This window comes from Saccharothrix sabaoui (assembly GCF_051756985.1).
Taxonomy (GTDB): Bacteria; Actinomycetota; Actinomycetes; order Mycobacteriales; family Pseudonocardiaceae; genus Actinosynnema.
Genome location: NZ_JBPKJK010000014.1, coordinates 50,205 through 71,728, shown reverse-complemented (window position 1 = coordinate 71,728; position 21,524 = coordinate 50,205). Strand labels below are relative to the sequence as shown.

At 72.1% G+C, this 21,524-nt stretch carries 11 protein-coding genes, 1 pseudogene and 1 CRISPR repeat array (1 of these 13 only partly in view); of the genes and pseudogenes, 7 read left to right on the top strand and 5 right to left on the bottom strand.

Annotated elements, in window-relative coordinates; translation table 11 throughout:
* The first annotated feature begins 31 nt into the window (after positions 1–31).
* Complete coding sequence (locus tag ACR807_RS06840) at positions 32–3,250, top strand: AfsR/SARP family transcriptional regulator (RefSeq protein ID WP_438920360.1); 3,219 nt, start codon at positions 32–34, stop codon at positions 3,248–3,250.
* A 156-nt stretch (positions 3,251–3,406) separates the two neighbouring features.
* Here ACR807_RS06840 and ACR807_RS06835 read toward each other — a convergent pair whose 3' ends face one another.
* Positions 3,407–5,800, bottom strand: coding sequence for a tetratricopeptide repeat protein (locus ACR807_RS06835; RefSeq protein WP_438920359.1), 2,394 nt, complete (start codon positions 5,798–5,800; stop codon positions 3,407–3,409).
* A gap of 786 nt (positions 5,801–6,586) precedes the next feature.
* Here ACR807_RS06835 and ACR807_RS06830 point away from each other — a divergent pair.
* Positions 6,587–7,321, top strand: coding sequence for an SMI1/KNR4 family protein (locus tag ACR807_RS06830; protein ID WP_438920358.1), 735 nt, complete (start codon positions 6,587–6,589; stop codon positions 7,319–7,321).
* Positions 7,322–7,503: 182 nt separating this feature from the next.
* Here ACR807_RS06830 and ACR807_RS06825 read toward each other — a convergent pair.
* The 4 genes and pseudogenes from ACR807_RS06825 to ACR807_RS06810 form a co-directional block, all read right to left on the bottom strand.
* Positions 7,504–7,623 (bottom strand): annotated as a pseudogene (locus tag ACR807_RS06825) (IS630 family transposase); the annotation flags it as partial.
* Between the two features lie 85 nt (positions 7,624–7,708).
* Positions 7,709–8,173, bottom strand: coding sequence for a hypothetical protein (locus ACR807_RS06820; protein WP_438920357.1), 465 nt, complete (start codon positions 8,171–8,173; stop codon positions 7,709–7,711).
* A gap of 1,464 nt (positions 8,174–9,637) precedes the next feature.
* Positions 9,638–10,588 (bottom strand): phosphoribosylaminoimidazolesuccinocarboxamide synthase, encoded by a 951-nt coding sequence (locus tag ACR807_RS06815; protein ID WP_438920356.1) that lies wholly within the window; start codon positions 10,586–10,588, stop codon positions 9,638–9,640.
* Complete coding sequence (locus tag ACR807_RS06810) at positions 10,585–11,334, bottom strand: GntR family transcriptional regulator (protein ID WP_438920355.1); 750 nt, start codon at positions 11,332–11,334, stop codon at positions 10,585–10,587. Before ACR807_RS06810 ends, ACR807_RS06815 begins: the two co-directional genes overlap by 4 nt.
* 1,842 nt (positions 11,335–13,176) lie before the next feature.
* On the opposite strand from ACR807_RS06810, the gene fxlM reads away from it, so the two are divergent.
* From fxlM to ACR807_RS06785, 5 genes are all read left to right on the top strand, one after another.
* On the top strand, positions 13,177–14,463 hold the full coding sequence (fxlM, locus tag ACR807_RS06805) for a methyltransferase, FxLD system (protein ID WP_438920354.1): 1,287 nt from the start codon (positions 13,177–13,179) through the stop codon (positions 14,461–14,463).
* 17 nt (positions 14,464–14,480) lie between these two features.
* Positions 14,481–14,678: an FxLD family lanthipeptide gene (gene fxlA, locus ACR807_RS06800; RefSeq protein WP_438920353.1), complete on the top strand. Its 198-nt coding sequence runs from the start codon at positions 14,481–14,483 to the stop codon at positions 14,676–14,678.
* 2 nt (positions 14,679–14,680) lie between these two features.
* Positions 14,681–17,872 (top strand): lantibiotic dehydratase, encoded by a 3,192-nt coding sequence (locus tag ACR807_RS06795; RefSeq protein WP_438920352.1) that lies wholly within the window; start codon positions 14,681–14,683, stop codon positions 17,870–17,872.
* Complete coding sequence (locus ACR807_RS06790) at positions 17,869–19,155, top strand: lanthionine synthetase C family protein (RefSeq protein WP_438920351.1); 1,287 nt, start codon at positions 17,869–17,871, stop codon at positions 19,153–19,155. The genes ACR807_RS06795 and ACR807_RS06790 overlap by 4 nt, the downstream gene beginning before the upstream one ends.
* Before the next feature lie 386 nt (positions 19,156–19,541).
* Entirely contained in the window at positions 19,542–20,321 is a 780-nt protein-coding gene (locus ACR807_RS06785) for a transposase family protein (RefSeq protein WP_438920350.1), read from the top strand.
* Between the two features lie 23 nt (positions 20,322–20,344).
* Positions 20,345–21,524: a CRISPR direct-repeat array (repeat unit 28 nt; unit sequence GTGCTCCCCGCGCGAGCGGGGATGGTCC) (it continues 11 nt past the right edge of the window).

Genomic DNA, 21,524 nt, shown 5'->3' with positions numbered 1-21,524 from the left:
GGGGTGTGCGCCCCTTCCGCGGAGGTCCGCCGTGCCCCTCTCGTTCAGGATCCTCGGTCCGCTGGAGGTGCTGGCCGACGAACGGCCGGTGGCGCTGGGCGGGCCGCAGCAGCGGGGGTTGCTCGCCCTGCTGCTGCTCGACGCGAACCGGGCGGTGTCGCAGGAACGGCTGGTGACCGACCTGTGGGGCGATGACGCGCCGTCGGCGGCACGGCGGCTGCTGCACGGGTGCGTGTCGGGGTTGCGGCGGGTGCTGCCCGCAGGCCGGCTGCTCACCCGGGCGCCCGGCTACCTGCTGCGGGTGGCCCCCGGCGAGTTGGACGCCGACGTGTTCGAGGAGTTGGCGGGCGCGGACCGGCTGCGTGCGGCGCTCGGGCTGTGGCGGGGGCCCGCGTTGCACGACGTGCCGCTGGACTCGTGCCGGACCGCTGCGGACCGGCTGGACGAACGGCGGCTCGCCGTGCTGGAACGGCGGGTCGACGCGGACCTGGGACTCGGGCGGTTCGCCGAGCTCGTCGCCGAGCTGACCGCGCTGGTGCGGGAGCACCCGTTGCGGGAGCGGCTGTGGGCGCAGTTGATGCTCGCGCTGTACGGGGCGGGCAGGCAGGGCGAGGCGCTGGCCGCGTTCCGGCGGCTGCGCGCCACTCTCGTCGAGCAGCTCGGGATAGAGCCCAGCGCGGTGCCGAGGCAGGTGGAGCACGCCGTGCTCGCCGGCGGTGACGCCCTCGCCGCCTACCGGCAACACCTCGGCGACGACACCCCGCCGTCACCCGCACCGACGACTCCCCTGCCCGCGCAACTGCCCGCGGCGATCTCGGCGTCCGCCTTCACGGGACGAGCACGCGACCTGGAACGGCTCGACGCGCTCCTCGCCGGCGCGACGGACTCGACGGCCGTCGCGGTGGTCGCCGGGCCGGCCGGGGTCGGCAAGACCACGCTCGCGGTGCACTGGGCGAACCGGGTCCGGACGTCGTTCGACGGCGGGCAGTTGCACGTGGACCTGCGCGGGCACGCCCCCACGCCGCCGGTGCGGCCGATCGCGGCCCTGTCGGGTTTCCTCTCGGCGCTGGGCGTGCCCGCCGGGCAGGTGCCACCGGACCCGGACCGGGCAGCCGCCCTCTACCGCACGCTGGTGGCCGACCGGCGGGTGCTCGTGCTGCTGGACGACGCCCGCGACGTCGACCAGGTCCGTCCGCTGCTGCCGGGCGGTCCCGGCTCGGTGGTGATCGTGACCAGCCGGTACGGCCTCGGCGGCCTAGTCGCCCGCGACGGCGCCGAGCACCTGGCGCTCGGAGTGCTCACGCCCGACGAGGCGCACGCGCTGCTCACCAGGACATTGGGGCCGGCGCGGGTCGCGGCCGAGACCGGCGCGGTGGGCGAGCTCGCGCGGTTGTGCGGGTTCCTGCCGTTGGCGCTGAGGATCGCCGCCGCCAACCTGACCCTGCACCCGGACCGGACCGTCGCCGCGCACGTCGCGGAACTCGCCGCGGACGACCGGCTCGACCGGCTCGCGGTCGTCGGGGACGACGAGACGGCCGTCCGGGTCGCGTTCGACCACTCCTGCGCGGCCCTGGCAGCGCAGCCGGCCCGGCTGTTCCGGCTGCTCGGCCTCGTGCCCGGAGCCGACTTCGGCGTCGGCGCGGCGGCGGCGCTGGCCGACGCGGACGCCGGACCGACGACGTCCGCGCTGGAACTGCTGGTCGACGCGCACCTGCTCGTCCGCCCCGCTCCCGGCCGGTACGCCTTCCACGACCTGCTCCGGCTGTACGCCGCCGAGCTGGGCGCGCGGGAGGCCGACCGGGCCGCGGCCACCGGCCGACTGCTCGACTGGTACCTGGGCGGCGTGGACGCCGGCGCCCGCAAGCTCTACCCGACGCGACTGCGACTGGCCGTGCCCGCGAGCCGTGTCGGCACGCCGGCCTTCGCCACCGGGACGGAGGCGCTGGCCTGGCTCGACGCCGAACGCGCGAACCTCGCCGCCGCCGCGCACGGCGAGTTCTCCTGGCTGCTGGCCGACTCGCTGCGCGGCTACTTCTGGCTGCGGATGTGCACGGTCGAGTGGCAGGCGATCGCGACCACCGCGCTCACCGCGGCGACGTCGGCGGGCGATCCGGTCGGCCGGGCCGCGGCGGAACTCTGCCTCGCCGACCTGCACCGACTGCACGGCCGCTACCGGGTCGCGATCGGGCAGTACACCCTGGCCGCCGAACACGCCCGGTCCGGCGGCTGGCTCGACGGGGCGACCGCCGCGCTGAGCAACCTGGGCACCGCGCACTTCTGGCTGGGCGAACTGCCCGAGGCCGCGCGGCACTACCGGGCCGGCCTCGACGTCGCCATCCGCACCGGCCGCCCGGCGGGCGAGGCGAACACGCTGGGCAACCTCGGTCTCGTCTACGTGCTGCAAGGAGAACTCCAGCGGGCCGCCGAGCACCACGCCCGCGCGCTGGAGCTGAACCGCGCAGCGGGCTCACGCCACAACGAGGCGGTGAACCTGGCCAACCTCGGCGAGACGCACCACCTGCTCGGCCACCTGGACACCGCGCACGAGCACATCACCGCGGCCCTGACCCTGCACCGCGAGGTCGGCGACCGCGGCGCCGAGGCCGAATCGCTCCGCGTCCTCGCGGGCATCCGGCTGGACCAGGGCGAGCACGACAACGCGCTGGACCGTGCCGACGAGGCCGTCGCCCTGGCCGCCGACACCGGCCACCGCCCGGTCGAAGCCAACGCCCTGAACACCCGCGGCGCCGTGCACCTGCGCCTGGGCCACCCGGAGGCCGCCCTCGCCGACCACGAGCGCGCACTGCGGCTCGCCAGGGAAGCGGACACCCGCTACGCCGAGGTCGTGGCCCTCATCGGCCTGGCCTCCTGCCACCACCACCTCGGCAACCACACCCACGCGCGCACGCTGGCCGAGCACGCCCACGCCGAAGCCGACCGCGTCGGCTTCCGCGTCGTGGCGGCCCACGCCCTCACCGTCCTCCTGAAAGTCCACCTTGACACCGGCGACCTCGGCCGAGCCCTCACCTGCGGCCGACGCGCACTCGCCCTGCACCGCTCCACCGGCCACCGCCACGGCGAAGCGAGCACCGCCCTGCTGCTCGGCCACGCCCTCCAGGCCGACGGTCAACCCCACGCCGCCGGAACCGCGTGGCACTGCGCCGCGGCGTTGTTCACCGCCATCGGCACCCCGGAAACCGAACGCGCACTCCTCCACGGGGACCTCGACCCGAACGCACCTGGGAAATGAACGGGCAAGAGGTACTCCCCGATCCGGGTGCGCCCGGATCTCGTCGGTGACAACACCCCGCCATATCCGACCCCGAGGGGGTGGGGCTCGACCTGACCTTCCCCGCAACGCTGAACAGGCAGTACCGCGACAGGCTCGACACACCCGTCACGGACTTCAGGTCCCGGTCGCGGCCTGGTGGCGGGTCTCGGTGGCCTCGTCCGGCCTGCCCGCCCGGTCCAGGGCGATGGCGAGGTTGTTCAGCGTGGCGCGTCGGTTGGTCCGGCCGAGGCGGTGCGACGACTGCTCGAAGGCGTCCAACGCGGCGCGGAACGCCTCGATCGCTTCCTCATGGCGACCGAGGCCGGTGAGCACGGTGCCGAGGCTGTTACGGGCCAGGCCCGATCGCAGCAGGTCGCTGGTGTCGTAGAACAGCTCCGCCGCCTCAGCGAGGTCGGCGACGGCCTCGCCGGACCGGCCCGCGCTCCGCATCAGGAACGCGCGGTCGGTCAGCGCCAGGGCCAGCCCGTCGAAGCCGTCCGCGTGCCGCATGGCCGAGACGGCGTCGTCGAAGGCACCGACGGCCTCCGCCAGTCGGCCCTGACGTGCCAGGGACTGCGCCCGGTAGTGGAGGGCCGCGGCCCGTAACCCCGGGTCGAAGTTCACGGCCTCCACGTCGAGCATCCGACGGGCCAGCACCTCGTCCGCCCGGTCGGGCGATCGTTCGCCGGTCAGGGCGAAGGTCAGCTCCTCGCCCGCACGCTGCGCGGCCTTCGGGTCGGTGGACTCCCGGGCGGCGGCCATCGCCTCGGCGTAGGTCTTGAACGCGGTGTCGAACTTCCGCATCGTGTCCAGCAGCGTCCCCTCGTCGGTGCTGACCCGGCTCGCTTTCGCAGAGCTGTCCGCGTCCTCGAAGAACACCATGGCGCTCCGGTGCATGGCGTCCGTCGCCTCGCCGAAACGCCGGGCGGCGGCGAAGGCGAACGAGAGGGTCGACCACGCGTGCGACTCCTCCTCCTGAAAGTTCGCCGCGCGCAGCACCGCGACTGCTTCCCGCGCGATCTCGATGGCCTCATCCACCGCGTTGATCTCGCACAACGCGGTGGCCAGGCTGTCCAAGGCCCGGCCTTCGCCGAGTCGGTCACCGGACCGCCGGGCGGCCGTCACCGCCGCGTCGGCGACGGCGATCCACTCCGGGTACCGGTGCCGCAGGCCCAGGTAGTCGTCCACCGCCAAGGCCAGGGCGACCACCGCCTCGGGACGGTGGCCGGCGGCGTGGACGGCGGCCGTCAGGTTGGGGCGTTCGGCCTCCAGCCACGACATGGCGTCCTCCCGGGTCGCGAACGGGCCGGCCTCGCCGTCACCGGACGACACGCGAGTGGCAGCCTGCGTCGTGGTGAGGTAGTAGCCCAACAGCCGGTCCAGGGCCGCGCCGCGGTCGTCGGCCTCGGCGTTGCGTTCGCCCTGCTCCGCGGCGTAGATGCGGACCAGGTCGTGCATGCGCCACCGACCGGAGGCGGTGCCGTGCTCGATCAGGTGGGCCCGGGCAAGCTCCGTCGCGATCCGCCGGGCGGTGCGCTCGTCGACGTCGGAGAGCCGGGCGGCCGCAGGGGTGGAGACCTCCGGACCGGGATTGACCGCCAGCAACCGGAACACCTGGGCGTGCCGGGCGTCGAGGCGGTCGTAGGAGAGGTCGAAAGCGGCGCGCACCGCGCGGTCCTCGTAGCTCAGCTCGTCCAGCCGGGCGCGCTCGTCCTCCAGCGCGACGGCCATCTCGGCGAGCGACCAGGCCGGGTCGTCGGCAAGCAGCGCGGCCGCGATCCGCAGCGCCAGGGGCAGGTGGCCGCACAGGTGCGCCACGGTCGCGGCGTCCCGGGAGTGGTCGTCCACCCGGCGGTCGCCTCGCCCACGCGCCAGGCGCAGGGCGTCGCGCAGCACGCCCACGGACGCCTCGGGGGTCAGCACGTCGAGATCGACCAGCCGCGCGGCCAAGCCGCCCATCCGACGGCGGGAGGTCACCAGTGCGCGGGTGGACCCGTCCGTGGGCAGCAGTGGTCGCACGTGCGCCGCGTCCGCTGCGTTGTCCAGGACGACGAGCAGGCGCTTGTCCTGCGCGGCGTACGCGGCCAGCACCGAGGTGTACAGCCGGATCCGGTCCTGCACGTCCGGCGGGATGTTCGCCGGAGGTACGGCCAGCGAGCGCAGGAACCCCTCCAGCACCTGCCCCGGTTCCAGGCGGCGGGTCGGGTCCTGCCCGGACAGGTCCGCGAACAGCACCCCGCCCGGGAACCAGCCCGGGTTGCCGAGCGCCACGTGGGCCACCTGCTTGACCAGTTCGGATTTGCCCACGCCCGCCAGCCCGGACACGGCCTGCACCAGCACTCCCCCGGCCTCCGGGTCCAAGGCGCCCAGCACGTCTCGCAGCACGTCGTCCCGCCCCGCGAAGGCCACCGACCGGTCGGGCAGCCCGCCCAGCGCCGGGGTGATCTCCCGCGGGGACTCGATGACGACGTCCCGCCCCTGGACGACCGCGTTGAAGAACTGCCCGCCACTGATCTCGTTGTGCTGCACGTCCCCATGCTCTCGCGGCTGCCAAGGGCTACCCGGTCACCACGCCCGTCATCCGCCGTCACCGCGACGTCGAGACGGCGGGCGATGGCGTTGGCCCGGCACCCGCAGCAGCCGGGCCGGATGCCGAACCTGCCGGGCAGCGCCCTGCGATCGGTGCACCATGGCTTTATCAGTGCCCGTTTTCGGGCTTGCGCAGGTGAAAGCCAGTCGGTGCGCAGACTGCGCGGCCGCTTCCGCCTGACGGAGGGGCGGACGGCGGCTCCGTCGGCGGCGGTGATGGACTCGCAGTCCGTGCGCGCCGCCGAGACCGTCAGCCGGTCCACCCGCGGTTGGGACGGCGGGAAGAAGGTCAAGCCGCAAGCGGCACATCGTCGTGGACACCCTGGGGTTGCCGGTGGCCGTGTTGGTCACGCCCGCCTCGACGCAGGACCGGTCGCCGCCCGCAGCCTGCTGCGCCGGATGCGCGCCACCGCCGGGGAACGAATCGCGCTGGTGTGGGCCGACGGCGCCTGCACCGACCCCCTGCTCGACCGGGCGCGCAGGACACCGCCGCTGCGTCCGCGACTACGAACGACCCCGCCGGCCGCCGACTCACCCAACACCGATAGCTCGGAAACACCTACTTGCAGGCGATTTCGTGACGGAACGGAATAGCCGCCGGCCACCCGGCTCCACGACGCCGTCACCAACATCATGGCCCCGTACAACCAGTCGTCAGCGCGGCCGACCGAGTGCGATTGCCCTTCCGCCACCGCGTCCGACGCGAACAGAGTAGGTTCACGGCCCGTGACCCCCATCGAGGAGCTCCGGCGTCTCGCGCCGCCGCCGGCCGTCCCCGTTGCCGCCCCGCCGGTGGACCCCCCGCTCCCCGAGGACTACCGGTCGCTGGTCGAGACCTACGGGCTGGGCGAGTTCTGCGACCTGATCCGGCTCGAATCGGACGCGGACGACCTCCTGGACTACGAGCGCGAGGCCAGGGCCGACTACCCCGAGTACTACCCGTACCCCATCCACCCGGAGCCGGGCGGCCTTCCGCCGTGGGGCGCGACCAGCAACGGGGACCTGCTGTGCTGGCGCACCGAAGGCGAGCCGGACGCGTGGCCGGTCGTGGTGTGGGGCCTGCGAAGCGCCGAGTTCGAGGAGCATCCCGTCGGGGCGGCGGCATTCCTGGCCGGCTGGCTCGCGGGCAGGCTGAAGAGCGAGCTGCTGCCGGACGCGTTCCGCGCGCACAGCCAGTGGTTCGACCCGGTCGGTCCGCGGCGGTCCTTGCTGGCGGTCCGGCTGTCCCCGCACACGCAGTCGCTGGACATCCTGCGAGCCGCGTTGGGCGACACGACCGTACGCCGTTCGGTCGGCGACCAGCACGTCGTCGACGCCGGCGACTGGCGCGTGACCTACGACCCCCAGGGATTCGAGATCACGTACCCACCGGCCGACGTGAAACGGGTCCACGCCGTCGTGGCCCAGGCGGCGGCAGCCCTGGGCTGCGAGGTCCTGCCCCGGGACGTCTTCCAGCAGTGAACCCTTTTCATCATGTTTGGTGTGAGCTCCCCCGGTAGCCCGGTGGTTTTCCAGACATGGTCCGACAGGGCCTGGAGGGAGTCGTCCGTGACACGAACACCAGGGGGTGAAGATCCTGGAAGGCGCGTTGACACGGGCGGCCGGCGACGAACCGAAGCTCCAGGCGGTGCGCGAGTACCGCGACGAACTCGTCGCCCGACCAGGTTGAGCCAGAAGGCGCCGGTCGGGGTGAAGTGCAGGTGGAACCGGGGATAGCTGACGAGCCTGGTCCTGATCTCGGGTGTCTTGCGGGTGGCGTAGTTGCCGCAGTGAACTGCCCCGTCCCCACCCGGCCGCGGCGGCCGTGTCCACGGTGTCGTCCGTCGAACGCCGGAGCAGAAGCGCCGGTTACCGCGCCCGATGCCGCGATCGGCGTAGCCGCAGGGCCTCGCCGTCCCACAGCGCGTCCCTGAGCGAACCCCGCTGCTCGGGACGGTCGATGTCGATGCCCGCGTCGCGCAGGGCGTCGGCGGCCCGGGCGACCAGCGTGTCCGGGTCCTGCTCGATCTCGTCGGGGTCGCAGGCGAGGACGAGCAGCACGATGCGCGATTCACGGCCGAACCGGCCGGTGATCTCGATACCGAAGGGGCCTTCGAGTCCGGCTGCGCGCAGGGCATCGCGCGCGTCGGTGTGCAGTCGTGTGGCGGCGAGGTAGGACAGCACGGTGGGCCTGCTGATCGCGGATGCGGCCGCGCGGGCGATCTCGTTGGCACCGACACCGCGTGCATGGTCGAAGTCGATGGCGCGGAAGAGTGCGTCACGGGCGTTGATGAAGTCCTGCACGGCCTGCGGGGTGGCCTGATCGGCTGTCACACGGCGACCGTATGGTCAAAACATTGACCAGTCAAACTTTGACCACTGAGGTCACGTGGTCGCACCCGACTTATGGCGCACTCGTCCGTTGGTGGACACGAAACCGGTATGGGCATGCCGTTCAATCGGCGACGACACCGTTCCGAACACCAGATCGTCAACAGATAACTACATGTAGTCGCATGTAGCAAACTACCCACTTCGCTTTGCGTGCTCATCGAACACGAAGAGTGAGCAAGCCGGGTGGATCCTGGTCGGCTCGAGGTCAGCCACGGCCGCATCGACCGATCCGCGGCAGACCGTGCGGGGCGGGAGCAGTTGATGAGGCCCTCTTGGAAGAACGGCCGGCTCAACAGGCCCCGCTCGGGGCGGGGCAATCGACGGAGACCGCATCACGAGGACGCCGCACGCGGACGGCTCCGGAATCCGGCCTGCTCATGGCGTTCCACTCATCGACGAGGCCACCCTGCGTAGTCACGGTCATCGTGTTCTAGCGGCTGCCGATATGCGTCATTTTACGAACTGCAGGTGCGCCATGCCGAAATTTCCGCTTCCCACTAACAGAAGTCACGCATCTTCGGCCGTTGCGGTGCTTGACTGATGGCGGGAGGTGGCCATGTGGTCGAGCTTGGGAACACTGGGCACAGTGGGCGCTCTGGTGACTCTCTGTCTTGTAGTCGGGCGTGTGCTCGGCCTCGTGATCGTGTTGCGCGGGACCACTCCAGCCCAACGTCCGGAGATCATCCGTGCGCTGAACGACAGCGGCACTCGGGCACTTCGCCGCAGGACCGGCCGTGCGCCCGTCCGAGGTGGCCGAGGCTGAGACGTGGTCGGGCTCGGTTCGACGGTGGTGTTGGGTCCGGGTGGTCAGTGGTCGCCGGCCGACACGACACCGGTCGGGGCGTAGCTGCCGAGCAGGTGGGGGCAACGTCATCTCGACTTCAGGTTCACCGGTGACGCGGGTGTGCCAGAGCGAGCGGTCGGACATGGTCGCGAGTTCGTCGGCGCCGGTGAGACCGTCGCGGCAGACGGCCGGGAGGATCACATCGCCGACCCTCTGTGTTCCGGCGGCTGGACACGGGGCGGCGATGCCGTCCGCTTCGGTGCAGCCCGGGCCAGCTCACTGCCCCTTGTAGGTCCCTGCCTGTCCGGTACCCGGCACTGCTCGATGGGAGTCGACTGCCGTCCGTGGCAGGTGGTTACGGCAGAGGACGCCGTGGAGGTGGTCGACTCCGTGGACGACGAGTCGGGCCATGCCCCGCCGGAACAACCGCCCGATCGTCGTCCTGCCCCGGACCAGGTTCCATCCCCTGCTTTCGTCCCCGCCATGCGCCAACGGCCCAAGATCTAGGGCGGTCCTCTTGGGAGTGACCTTGTTGAGGACCGCCCTTCCACGTCCGGCGGTGGCGTTCCGGTGACGCCCGAACGCACTGCCGGAGGGTGCGAGGGCGTCGCCGCGTCCGGTCAGTCGCCGTGGATGCGGCGGGTGTAGCCGAGCTGGCCGTCGAGATCGAGCTTGCGGTAACCGTCGAGGGCGGGGTCGGTGGTCGGGTCGCGTCGGAACTCAGGGTCCCGGGCCCAGGTGTTGCCGGTGATGCGTTCGTAGACCTCGATGTAGCGGGCGCGGGTGGCGTCGACGATGTCATCGGGCATGTCCGGTCCGGGCGGGGTCTTGTCCCAGCCGGTGGTCAACGACCAGTCGCGGACGAACTGCTTGTCGAACGAGGGCTGCCCGCCCTCGCGGCCGGGCTGCCACTGGTCGGCGGGCCAGAAGCGCGAGGAGTCGGAGGTGAGGACTTCGTCGCCGAGGGTGAGGGTGCCGTCGGCGGCGATGCCGAACTCGACCTTGGTGTCGGCGATGATGATGCCGCGTTGGGCGGCGATGGCCGCGCCGGTGGTGTAGATGGCCAGGGTCAGTTCGCGCAGGCGTTCGGCGAGGTCCTGGCCGACCTGGTCGACGACGTCGGCGAAGGTCATGAACTCGTCGTGGCCGGTGTCGCCGCCCTTGGTGGTGGGCGTGAAGATCGGCTCGGGGAGCTTGCTGCCGTCAACGAGGCCGGGCGGGAGGGCGACGCCGGAGACGGTGCCGTCGCGCCGGTACTCGCGCAGGCCCAGGCCGGTGAGGTAGCCGCGGGCGATGCACTCCACGGTGACCATCTTCAACGGCGTGCAGCGGATCGCGCGGCCGGCGAACTCCAGCGGCACGTCGGTGGCGGAGATGACGTGGTTGGGCACCAGGTCGGCGAGCTGGTCGAACCACCACAGCGACAGCTGGGTCAGCAGCGCGCCCTTGTCCGGCACCGGGGTGGGCAGTGCCACGTCGTAGACCGATACCCGGTCGGTGGCGACCAGCAGCAGGTCGCCACCGTCGAGTTCGTACAGGTCGCGGACCTTGCCGCTGTGCAGGTGCCTCATCGGTTCTCCGTGCTCGTGGAGTAGTCGAACCTGGTCTCCAGGTCCGGACGGCTGGCGGACTCGCCGTACTCGATGACACCGTCGTCGGTGTCGAAGTAGAGGTTGCGTCCTCGCAGGATCGCCGAGCCTTCCGGCAGGTCGAGCTGCAGCGCCTCCTCGGCGGTGGCGTGACCGGCCGACAGGAACAGCTGTTCGCGGTCGGAGCGTGTCCGGCCGCTGCGCTGCTCGACGTAGCGGGCGGTGCCTTCCAGGATGCGTTCGGTCGACAGCAACGCGGGCGCGGACTCGGCCAGGGCGCCGTCGAACCACGACACCGACGTCGACAGCGGCAGGTCGTTCGCGTCGAAGGTGGTGCGGCGCCTGCGGACGGCCTGCGCGCCGGGGTCCAGCCGCAGCGCGTCGACGACGTGGTCGGGCGCGTGGACCAGTTCGGCGGACAGGATCCGGGCGTAGTGGCCTGAGGGGTAGATCCGTCCGCTGGTCAGCACGAGCTGCGACCGGTCGCGGGCGCTGAGGTGGATGCGACGCACCACGGTCCCCACACCGGGCCTGGCCTGGGTGAGTCCTTCGGCGCGCAGCGTCGCGTGAACCCTGGTCGCCGTGGCGAGGGCGACGTTCTCCGTCAGGGCGATCTCCCGGGCGGACGGGATGGTGTCCCCCTCGGCCAGGTCTCCGGCCAGGATGCGGTCCCGGAACTTCTCGACAACCTGCATGTAGCGCGGCATGGGCCGTTCGTTCGTCGACACGCTGACTTCTCCTCCTCCACTCACCGGGTGTTCTAGCACACCCGGTGTCCGTGTCGAACTCGGTGTTCGGTCGATCGGGTGAGATCACACGTCGCCCCTTGAGGTGTACTAATACACCAGCCTAGCGTTCCGAGTGCGTCGCGACGGCCCTCGTCCCCTCCGAACACCGCCGTCGTCGAGTCCACCGGTCACCCCTGTGGTCGGGCCGAGCGAAGCGGAAGGACACCGGGATGGCGCACATCACGAGCATTGAACGCGTGCGGGGCCGTGGACAGCGGCGGGTGCTGCGGCTTCACGCCCTTCCGGGACTACGCGATCACCGCGTCCTCGCAACGACACCGGCTCCCGCCCCACGTCCGAATCGGGAACCAGACCGCCCCGCAGGGGCTGCGACACCCCACGACCGGCCCGTGGTCACCGCCGTCTCCACGGCGAGGCCCTCATCCTCCCGCGCGACCGGAGCTCGGCACCGACGCCCGATGCCCCGGGCGGTCCGGGCGGGACGACACCGGTCGGCCATGGTGTCGGCGGCGCTGCTGCTGGCCGCGGCGGTGTCCGGATCACTCGCGGACTTCCGCCCGGCAGGCATGGCGGCCGCCGCCTGGGGACTGCTGGTCCTGCTCACCGGCTGTACGAGGTTCGCCCAAGGGGGACGTGACCGCGAAGGCCGCCATGGCGCCGACGAAGTACCCGGTACACCGGCCGAGGCGGCTCCGGTCCGCCACGTCGGCCACCGGCCGACATCAGCGTCGGCGGCGGACAGGACGACTTCGCGACGCGAGCACGCCGCGGCCGCCACCATTCCGGACCAGCACTCGATCTACTGCTCGGCCACACCCCCACCGGCCGCGCGGGCACCGGCCGGCGGACCGCCGCGGACCTGCCCGGCCAAGCCCACCGCGCCCGCGACCGGCCGACCTGGATCACCTGCCACCGCCCGGCGAGCACGCACGGTACGCGGTCTGCCGAGATGCACCGTGGCCGTGCCGCCCGTTCGACACCGCGGCCCGTGACCTCATCGACCTCCGGGTCCCGGTCGGCTATCTCATGTCGCTGGATCCGCACTCGCCCGCCGCAACGGCCTCAGACCAGCTGACCCCGGACATGCAGAGGGCCACCAATGGATGAAATCCTGGCCGCCAGTCCGCATGACGGATCACCGAATTCAGTGACGACCGTGCGCGACTTGATCAAGCAGCACTGATCCGACCCGAAGGGCCACGGCCCCTACCGTCCCCGGTGGCGACGCGGTCGCACCCCGGGCTGCCAGATCCGGGCCACCGCCCACCGGCACCTGATCGCCGTCGAGACCGCACACCTTCGACCAGCGCGGCCCGACCCCCGTCGACCACACCGCGGACACATCGTCGGCGGGCCGCGGTCCGGGAGGTGGCGGAACGCTCCGCAGCGTTCCCCCACCTCCCGGACCGCGGCCCAACCGGTTGCGAAAGACGCAAGTCGCACCGGCGAGAACCCCGGTAAGACAGCCACGGACAGCACCACCACTTGATCGCGGACAGTGATCGCAGCGATACGGTTCGACACCCACAGTCAACTGTGGCGACGCGGCAGACCCGACCAGGCCGCACACCCAAGAGAAGGCATCCGTGACGACCAAAGCCGCATCCGCACCCGCGGCCACCGGCCACGCCACCGCCGACTCGGTTGCGGTCAAGCGCAACGCCGACAGGGAAGTCATCCCCTCGACTCCTGACCGGCAAGACCGTCCCCCTGCAACGCGCCCCCCGACCCTGACCATCAACGCCCCAAGGAGTGTCGCCCCGTGAGGACCCACACGACCAACCACCCGACGACACCGCAGACCACTGCACCGATGGCGACGTGGACCGGCCCCACACGGACGGCACGCCGATGACCATGCCCGACGACACCGCCGCAAGCCCGGACGACCTGCGCCGAGAGATGCTCGACGAACTGTGGACGCTCAAGGCGTTGCGCACCCGCGCGGTGGCCGAGGCGTTCGCCGCAGTCCCACGACACCTGTTCGCCCCGGAAGCCACGCCGGAGCAGGCGTATGCGGCCACCAAGGCCGTGGTGACCAAACGCGGCCCCGACGGCACGGCGCTGAGCAGCGTCTCCGCGCCCTCGATCCAGGCGGCGATGCTAGAGCAGGCCGAGCTGCGCCCCGGCATGCGGGTGCTGGAGATCGGGTCCGGCGGCTACAACGCCGCCCTGCTCTCCCACCTCGTCGGCCCGACCGGGCACGTGGTGTCGGTCGACATCGACCCCGACATTGTCGAGCGCGCCCGGCGCCTGCTCGCCGAAGCCGACTACCCGCGGGTGCGGGTGGTGCACGGCGACGCCGAACACCCCATCCCCGACGAGGAGCCCTTCGACCGCATCATCGTCACCGTCGGCGCCTGGGACCTGCCGCCCGCCTGGTGGGAGCAGCTGGTCGAGGGCGGCCGGATCGTGCTGCCGCTGCTGATGCGCGGCACCACCCGCACCGTGGCGCTGGAGAAGACCGGGGGCCGCCTGGTCGACCGCGGCCACCAGCGGGCCGGGTTCGTGGCGATGCAGGGCCTGGGCGCGCACGAGGAGACCTTCCTGTCCCTCGCCGACGGCGACGAGGTCGGCCTGCGTATCGACGGCCCGGCCGACACCGATGCGGCGTCGCTGGCCGAGGCGCTGCGCGGCCCCCGGACCGAAGCGTGGTCGAGTGTGGAGGTCAGCGGTACGGAGCCCTTCGACGACCTGGACCTGTTCCTGGCCACCAGCCCCGGTCACTTCGGGATGCTCCAAGCGCTCAAGCCTGCGGTCGAGGCCAAGCTGGTGAGCAGGTGGGCGTTGTGGGGTGCGCCGACGCGCTACAACGACACCAGCTTCGCCTACCGGCTCGCCCGCCGTGTCCCCGACACCGACCGCGCCGAGTTCGGTGTATTCGCCCACGGCCCCGACGCCCACGAGTTGGCCGACCAGTTCGTTGCCGACATCCGCGCCTGGGACCGGGAACATCGGCGCAGCGGCTACCGCGCCCGCATCACCGTCTTCCCCGCCGCGACTTCGGATGAGGCAGTGCCCACCGGGTTCGTCATGAACCGCCGCCACACCCGCGTGGTCGTCACCTGGCCCACCGGACCCGACCACGCCGCCGCCACACGCGGCTGAACGAAAGGGGAAAGCCCATGACGATGACCCTGTCCGCCCCGTCGGTCACCACCGACGTCGCCGACCCGTTCGACCTCGACATCGAGGTCGTGCCCGCCCGGACCACGGCACAGCCCGGCCAGGTGTGGAACTCCGGCACCAACTGTCACAGCGACGACGGCTGCGGGCACACCTGCGAAAGCGCCTGTTCCAACAGCTGCACCGACGGCGACTGACCGTGCCCGCGCCCACCACCACACCGGAGCCGAGGTTCCGGGTCGTCGACGCCGCCACGGTGCGCGTCGCCGTCCGGGCCGCGGACCGGCACCTCGACACCGGCCCACCGCCGCCCGACGCCGACCCGCCGGTGTGGCAACGGTGGGCGCGGCACGTCGCCGACGACGTCGACCTCGTCGCCGCCGTCGAGCTGGTCAGCCCGTCGCTGGCCGACCAGCTCGCCAAAGTCGTCGCCGGGGCACGGCTTCGCCCCGCCCGCTACCGGCGGCTGGGCGAGGCCGTGCTGCGTTACCGCTCCCGCATGACCCGTGCCACCCCGCTCGGCCTGTTCGCCGGTATCGCCCCCGCGCGCTTCGGCCCCGAACACCGCCTACCCGACCTCGACACGGCACGACCCACCCTCCGCATCGCCACCGAGTGGCTCGACGCGGCCCTGCAGATACTGGAGGACACGCCGGCGCTGGTGCGACGGACCAGCGTGGTGCTCGACAACACGGTGTTCATCCGCGACGACCGCCTGATCCTGCCGCACGCGCGCCACCGCACCCGCCGACCGGCATCCGATGCGTCGACGCGAGCAGCCCCGGAACGGGACGGCCAGGAGGTCGAGCCCGCGGCCGAAGTCAGCGTCCGCCGCACCGCCGCGGTGCGCCTGGTGCACCGGCTCGCTGCGACACCCATCCGGGCCGAACGGTTGTTCTCCGCAGTAGGCGAGAAGTTCCCCGGCACCGACCCGGCCCGGATCACCGCTCTGCTCTCCAGCCTGGTCGGCACGGGCATCCTGCGCACCGACCTGCGCGCACCGATGACCGTCACCGACCCGCTCGGCCACCTCCTCGACCGACTGACCGCCTACGACGCCCACACCGTCGACACCATCACCGGCCTGGTCGACGAGCTGCGCGCCGTCCACCGCCTCATCCGAGCCGACCTCGACCACCCCGATACCCGCCCCCGGCCCCGGCCCCAGGGCACGGTGGTGATCGCCGAGCGGATGCGGCGCCTGACCCCGGTATCCCGGCCGCTCGGGATCGACCTGCGGTTCGACGGCACGCTGGTCCTGCCCGACATCGTCGCACGGGAAGCCGAGACCGCAGCCACTACGCTCACCCGCCTCGCGTTACCCGGTTCATCGCACCTGCGCGCCTACCACCACGCCTTCCTCGAACGCTACGGCCCCGGCGCGGTGGTGCCGCTGACCGAGGTGATCGACACCGAGGCGGGCCTGGGGTGGCCCAACGGCTACCGCGACACCCACGTCAACGCCTCGACCGCGCCGGCGCGGGGAGACCGCGAAGCGCGGTCGCTGGCCCTGGCCTGGACCGCCGCCCGCGACCAGGCCACCGAGATCGTCCTCGACGCCGACACCCTCACCCACCTGGCAGGCGAACCGACCGGGTCGTCGGCACCCCCGCCCGCGCACCTGGAGTTGGGATTCCGGGTGCACGCCACCGAGCACGACACCATGACGCGAGGTGAGTTCCGGCTGGTCGTGTTCACCGCCTCGCGCGCCGCCGCCACGATGACCGGCCGCTTCCTGGACCTGCTCGACCCCGCCGACCTCGACCGCATGACCGCCGCCTACCGGGCCCTGCCGACCACGGTCGCCGACGCCCTGCCCGTGCAGCTGTCCTGCCCGCCGCTGTACGCGAGCACCCACGACATCGCCCGCACTCCCGCAGTCCTGCCCCACGTCCTGCACCTGGGCGAACACCCGCCTTCCGGCGCGGACGACTCCGAGCCGTACCAGGTGCCCGTGACCGATCTCGCGCTGCACGGCGACAGCCGCCGCCTGCACCTGATCTCGCTGTCCCGGCGCCGTGCCGTGCATCCGCACCTGCTCAGCGCGGTCGAACTCACCCGCCGCGCCCACCCGCTCGCGCGGCTGCTGTGCGACCTGGAAGCAGGACAGACCGCGCTGCCCGGCCCGTTCGCGTGGGGAGCGGCGCGTCACCTGCCGTTCCTGCCCCGCGTCCGCCACGGCCGCACCATCCTGTCCCCGGCCCGCTGGAAGCTCACCACCACAGACCTCCCCTGCCCCGAGGAGCCGTTCACCCGGTGGGCCGGCGCCGTCGACGCCTGGCGCGACCGCAACCACGTGCCCGACACGGTCCTGGTCGGCACCGGCGACCGACAACTGCGCCTGACCCTGGCCGACGAACACCATCTACGGCTGCTGCGCGCCGACCTGCGCCGTCGCGACAGCCTCACCCTGACCGAGGCGCCCTCCACCAGGGAACTGGCCTGGATCAAGGGCCGCATGCACGAGATCGTCGTGCCCCTGGCCCGCGACACCCCGCCCGTGCCCGTGCCCGCGCCACGGCTGCGCGGCACGGCGGTCACCCGACGCGACCACGCCCACCTGCCCGGCCACGGCCGGTGGCTCTACCTCAAGCTCTACGCCCACCCCGACCGACACCACACCATCCTGCGCGACCACCTACCCGACCTACTCGCCTCCTGGCCCACTGCACCGCACTGGTGGTTCCTGCCCTACCGCGATCCCGACGACCACCTCCGGCTGCGCCTGGCCCCCGCCACCTCACCCACCACGGACACACCCGACACGGACTGGCAGGCACACGCGCTGATCCGGGTAGGGCGCTGGAGCGCCGACCTGCGCCACCGCGGTCTGACCGGCCGGATGCAGCTCGACACCTACCTGCCCGAGGTCGGACGGTTCGGCGACGGCGCGCTGCTGACCGCCGCCGAAGCGGTGTTCGTCGCCGACTCCGCCTACGTCCTGCACCACACCACCACCGGAGTCGAACGGGACGCGGCCGTCGCCGCCGCCCTGATCGACCTGGCCGTGACCTTCCTCGGCGACACCACGACCGCCACCCGCTGGTTGATCGACCACCTCGACCACACCACCACCCCGCCCCTGCCCCGCACCACCCTGGGACGCGCACGCGCACTGGCCGGCTCCAGCCTCGGCCACCCCACGACGACACCCACCCCACCAACCCGCCACGACGACGACCTCGTCGGCGACCGCCGGCGACACGCCCTGACCGCGTACGCCACCCTGCGTCGCAGCGCCGGCGTCGACCCCGACGCCGTCCTGCCCGCTCTGCTGCACCTGCACTGCGTGCGCAGCCTCGGCCTGGATCGCGATGCCGAACGCCTCGCCCACCGCCTGGCCCGCGCCGTCGCCCTGGGCCACCACATCCGCACCGGGAACACCGTGTGAGCACCGCACCCACCGCGTCTCCGCCACCGCACGCGCCGCCCCAGGAGCACCGCCTGGTCGTTCCCGAACCGCTGGCGGCGCTGGCCGCCGACGTCGCCGACCAGCTCACCGATCCCACCGGGCGGCCCGCCGCCGGCACGACTAACTCGACGGACGCCTCGTCGCTGGCCGACGGCGCCGCGGGCATCGCCCTGCTGCACCTCGCCCGCGCCCACAGCGGCCACGGCGACCCTGCCACTGCCCGCGCCTGGCTGGCCCACGCCGCCGCCGGCGGGGTCACAGCTGATGAGCAGAGCAGTCTGTTCCACGGCGCACCCGCCCTCGCCTTCGCCCTGCACACCGCCGCCCTGACCACCCCCGGCGCCTACGCACGCGCCCTGGACAGCCTCGACACCGTCGTACTCGACCTCACCCGGCGACGCCTCGACGCCGCCCACCACCGCATCGACAGTCGACAGCGCCCCGGCTTCGCCGAGTACGACGTGCTGCGCGGCCTCACCGGCTTGGGCGCCCACCACCTACGCCGCCACCCCCACCACCCCGTCACCGCCGACGTCCTGAACTACCTCGTCCGCCTGACCTACCCACTCACCCCCGACGACGACCTGCCCGGTTGGTGGACCCACCACGGCCCCGACCGCCGACACCCCGAACATCACCCTGACGGCCATGCCAACCTCGGCATGGCCCACGGCATCACCGGCCCGCTGGCCCTACTCGCCCTCGCCGCCCGCCGCGGCGTCCTCGTCGACGGCCACCTCGACGCCATCCACCGCATCTGCACCTGGTTCGACACCTGGCGCCAAGACGGGGGCACCGGCCCTTACTGGCCCGAAATCCTCACCCTCTCCGAACACCGCACCGGCCGTCTCCACCACCCGGGTCCACACCGCCCCTCCTGGTGCTACGGCACACCCGGCATCGCCCGCGCCCAACAACTCGCCGCCATCGCCACCCACGACACCCCACGCCGGTACTTCGCCGAAACAGCACTCCTCAACTGCCTGCGCGACTCCGCCCAGACCAGCCGCATCACCGGACCCGGCCTGTGCCACGGCCTCGGCGGATTCCTCCACACCCTTCGACGCGCAGCCGACGACGCCACCACCCACCACCTGGCCGACGCACTCGCCGCCTACCTGGCACGCCAAACTCCCCAGGACCGAACAACCGGCATCCCATCAGGACTTCTCGACGGCATCACCGGCCTCGCGCTGGCCCTGCACACCGTCACGGATTCCCGCAGCAACACCGGCTGGGACCGTTTCCTCCTGATCGCATAACCGGCGCATAGGCTTGTGGTGGATCGAACTACCCCGCACCACCGGCACCTCACGGCAAGCCGGGCATCAGGTGGGGACAATGCCCGATCTTGCTCGGGTCCTGACAACCGATCAGCTGGCCGCGGATACGTCGTACACAGTCAGCTTCTCGTTAGCCGATGACATCGCGCGACTACGGGTATACGAGACCAGAACGAACCGAATGAAAACGCACTCCTCGGGCTGTAAAGTCACTGAACGTTTTTCATCCTGGTAGGGATGCGTTGGCAGGCAAGGGATGTGGGCCACAAACCGGCGATCGTCGGCGTGTCGGTGCCGCAACGGGATGAAGCCCTCGGTAGGAGGACTGTCGACCAAGATCAGTCCTGTTGTACCGAAGGCTTCACATGCTGTTCTACCGTGCCGCGCTGCCGTTGTCACATCGGACCCTGACCTTCGTCTCCGGTCTGGTCCGCGCCCACCGCCGACAGTCCGGATCGGTGTGGCGCAGGCTCGATCCGGGGCAGCAGGCCCTGCTGGTGCTGGTATACCTGCGCAAGGGCGAGACCTTCGCCGAGATCGGCGCCGGGTTCGGCGTCTCCACCGCGACGGCCTGGCGCTACGTCAACGAGACCGTCGAACTCCTGGCGGCGCGGGCCCCGAAACTGCGCGAGGCGCTGCGCACGGCGAAGCGTCGGGGCCTGGCCTACGTGATCGTCGACGGCACGCTGATCCCGATCGACCGGGTCGCCGCCGACCGTCCCTTCTACTCGGGCAAACACCGCATGCACGGGGTGAACCTGCAGGTGATCGCCTCGCCGGACGGCACGATCCTGTGGGTGTCGGGCCAACTGCCCGGCAGCACGCACGACACCGCCGCCGCCCGGATCTGGCAGATTCTCGCCGCGCTGCGCGAGGCAGGGTTGATCGCCCTGGACGACAAGGGCTACCACGGCTACGACGAGACCGGCCACCATGTGATCACCCCGTACAAGGGCCGCAACAAGCCCGACTCGCAGAAGGACGCCAACCGCGCCCACGCCCGCCTGCGCGGACCGGGCGAACGCGCCAACGCGCAACTCAAGACCTGGCGCGTCCTGCGCAAACTACGCAGCTGCCCCTACCGCGCCGGCCGCCTGGTCAAAGCCATCCACGTCCTACAGAACTACGAGGCCAACGCAGGATGAAAAAGGTTCACTGGTCAAGAAGTGTGCTCCCCGCGCGAGCGGGGATGGTCCGGTCCACCCCGAGTGCCTGAACGGCTCCGACTGGGTGCTCCCCGCGCGAGCGGGGATGGTCCCTCCTGGGCGTACTGGGCGCGCGGGACGGCCCCGTGCTCCCCGCGCGAGCGGGGATGGTCCGAGGACTGACCCGTGGCCCTTGTCCTCACCCCCGTGCTCCCCGCGCGAGCGGGGATGGTCCGGATGGCGGCGGTCTGATCGAAGCGTTTAGGGAGTGCTCCCCGCGCGAGCGGGGATGGTCCGGCGCCGCTGCAGTCCACCCTGCGCCGCAGCATGTGCTCCCCGCGCGAGCGGGGATGGTCCGAGCTGCGCCAGGTCCTCGAAGGCGAACAGCTGGTGCTCCCCGCGCGAGCGGGGATGGTCCCGCGGTCTTCATCGCGCGGAGGTTGGGCAGCATGGTGCTCCCCGCGCGAGCGGGGATGGTCCGTCCCCGCCGACGAACCGGCCTGACCAGCACCTTGTGCTCCCCGCGCGAGCGGGGATGGTCCCTCCTGGTCGGACATGCCGATGGCGGCGACCAGGTGCTCCCCGCGCGAGCGGGGATGGTCCACCCCTCCGGGAAGATCATGAAAGATCACCCATGTGCTCCCCGCGCGAGCGGGGATGGTCCGGGAACGGGCATGACGAACGAGGCGCAGACCATGGTGCTCCCCGCGCGAGCGGGGATGGTCCCGGCACGAACGGGATGAGGGAGTCCTCTTCCATGTGCTCCCCGCGCGAGCGGGGATGGTCCGCGCCACCGCACGTACGTCTTGCGGATCTCGCTGTGCTCCCCGCGCGAGCGGGGATGGTCCCGAAACGCGGTCCTACTGGTCACGATCACTCGGGTGCTCCCCGCGCGAGCGGGGATGGTCCCGTGCGCATCGAGGCGGCGGAGGGCGAGGCCCAGTGCTCCCCGCGCGAGCGGGGATGGTCCGACCCCGGTCCACGTGCGCGCCGACGAGCGCGCGTGCTCCCCGCGCGAGCGGGGATGGTCCCCGCGACCGGATCGTCGAGCGCGTGCCACGCGGGTGCTCCCCGCGCGAGCGGGGATGGTCCCGTGCTCCGCTCCGAACGGGACGCGCTGTCCCGGTGCTCCCCGCGCGAGCGGGGATGGTCCCCACCTCGCGGAAGCGCGGCGGCTCCAGCCGGAGTGCTCCCCGCGCGAGC

Coding starts and splice junctions, on each gene's coding strand:
- fxlA (WP_438920353.1), top strand. CDS start 14,481: ATGACGATGACCCTGTCCGCCCCGTCGGTCACCACCGACGTCGCCGAC.
- ACR807_RS06815 (WP_438920356.1), bottom strand. CDS start 10,588: ATGAGGCACCTGCACAGCGGCAAGGTCCGCGACCTGTACGAACTCGAC.
- ACR807_RS06785 (WP_438920350.1), top strand. CDS start 19,542: ATGCTGTTCTACCGTGCCGCGCTGCCGTTGTCACATCGGACCCTGACC.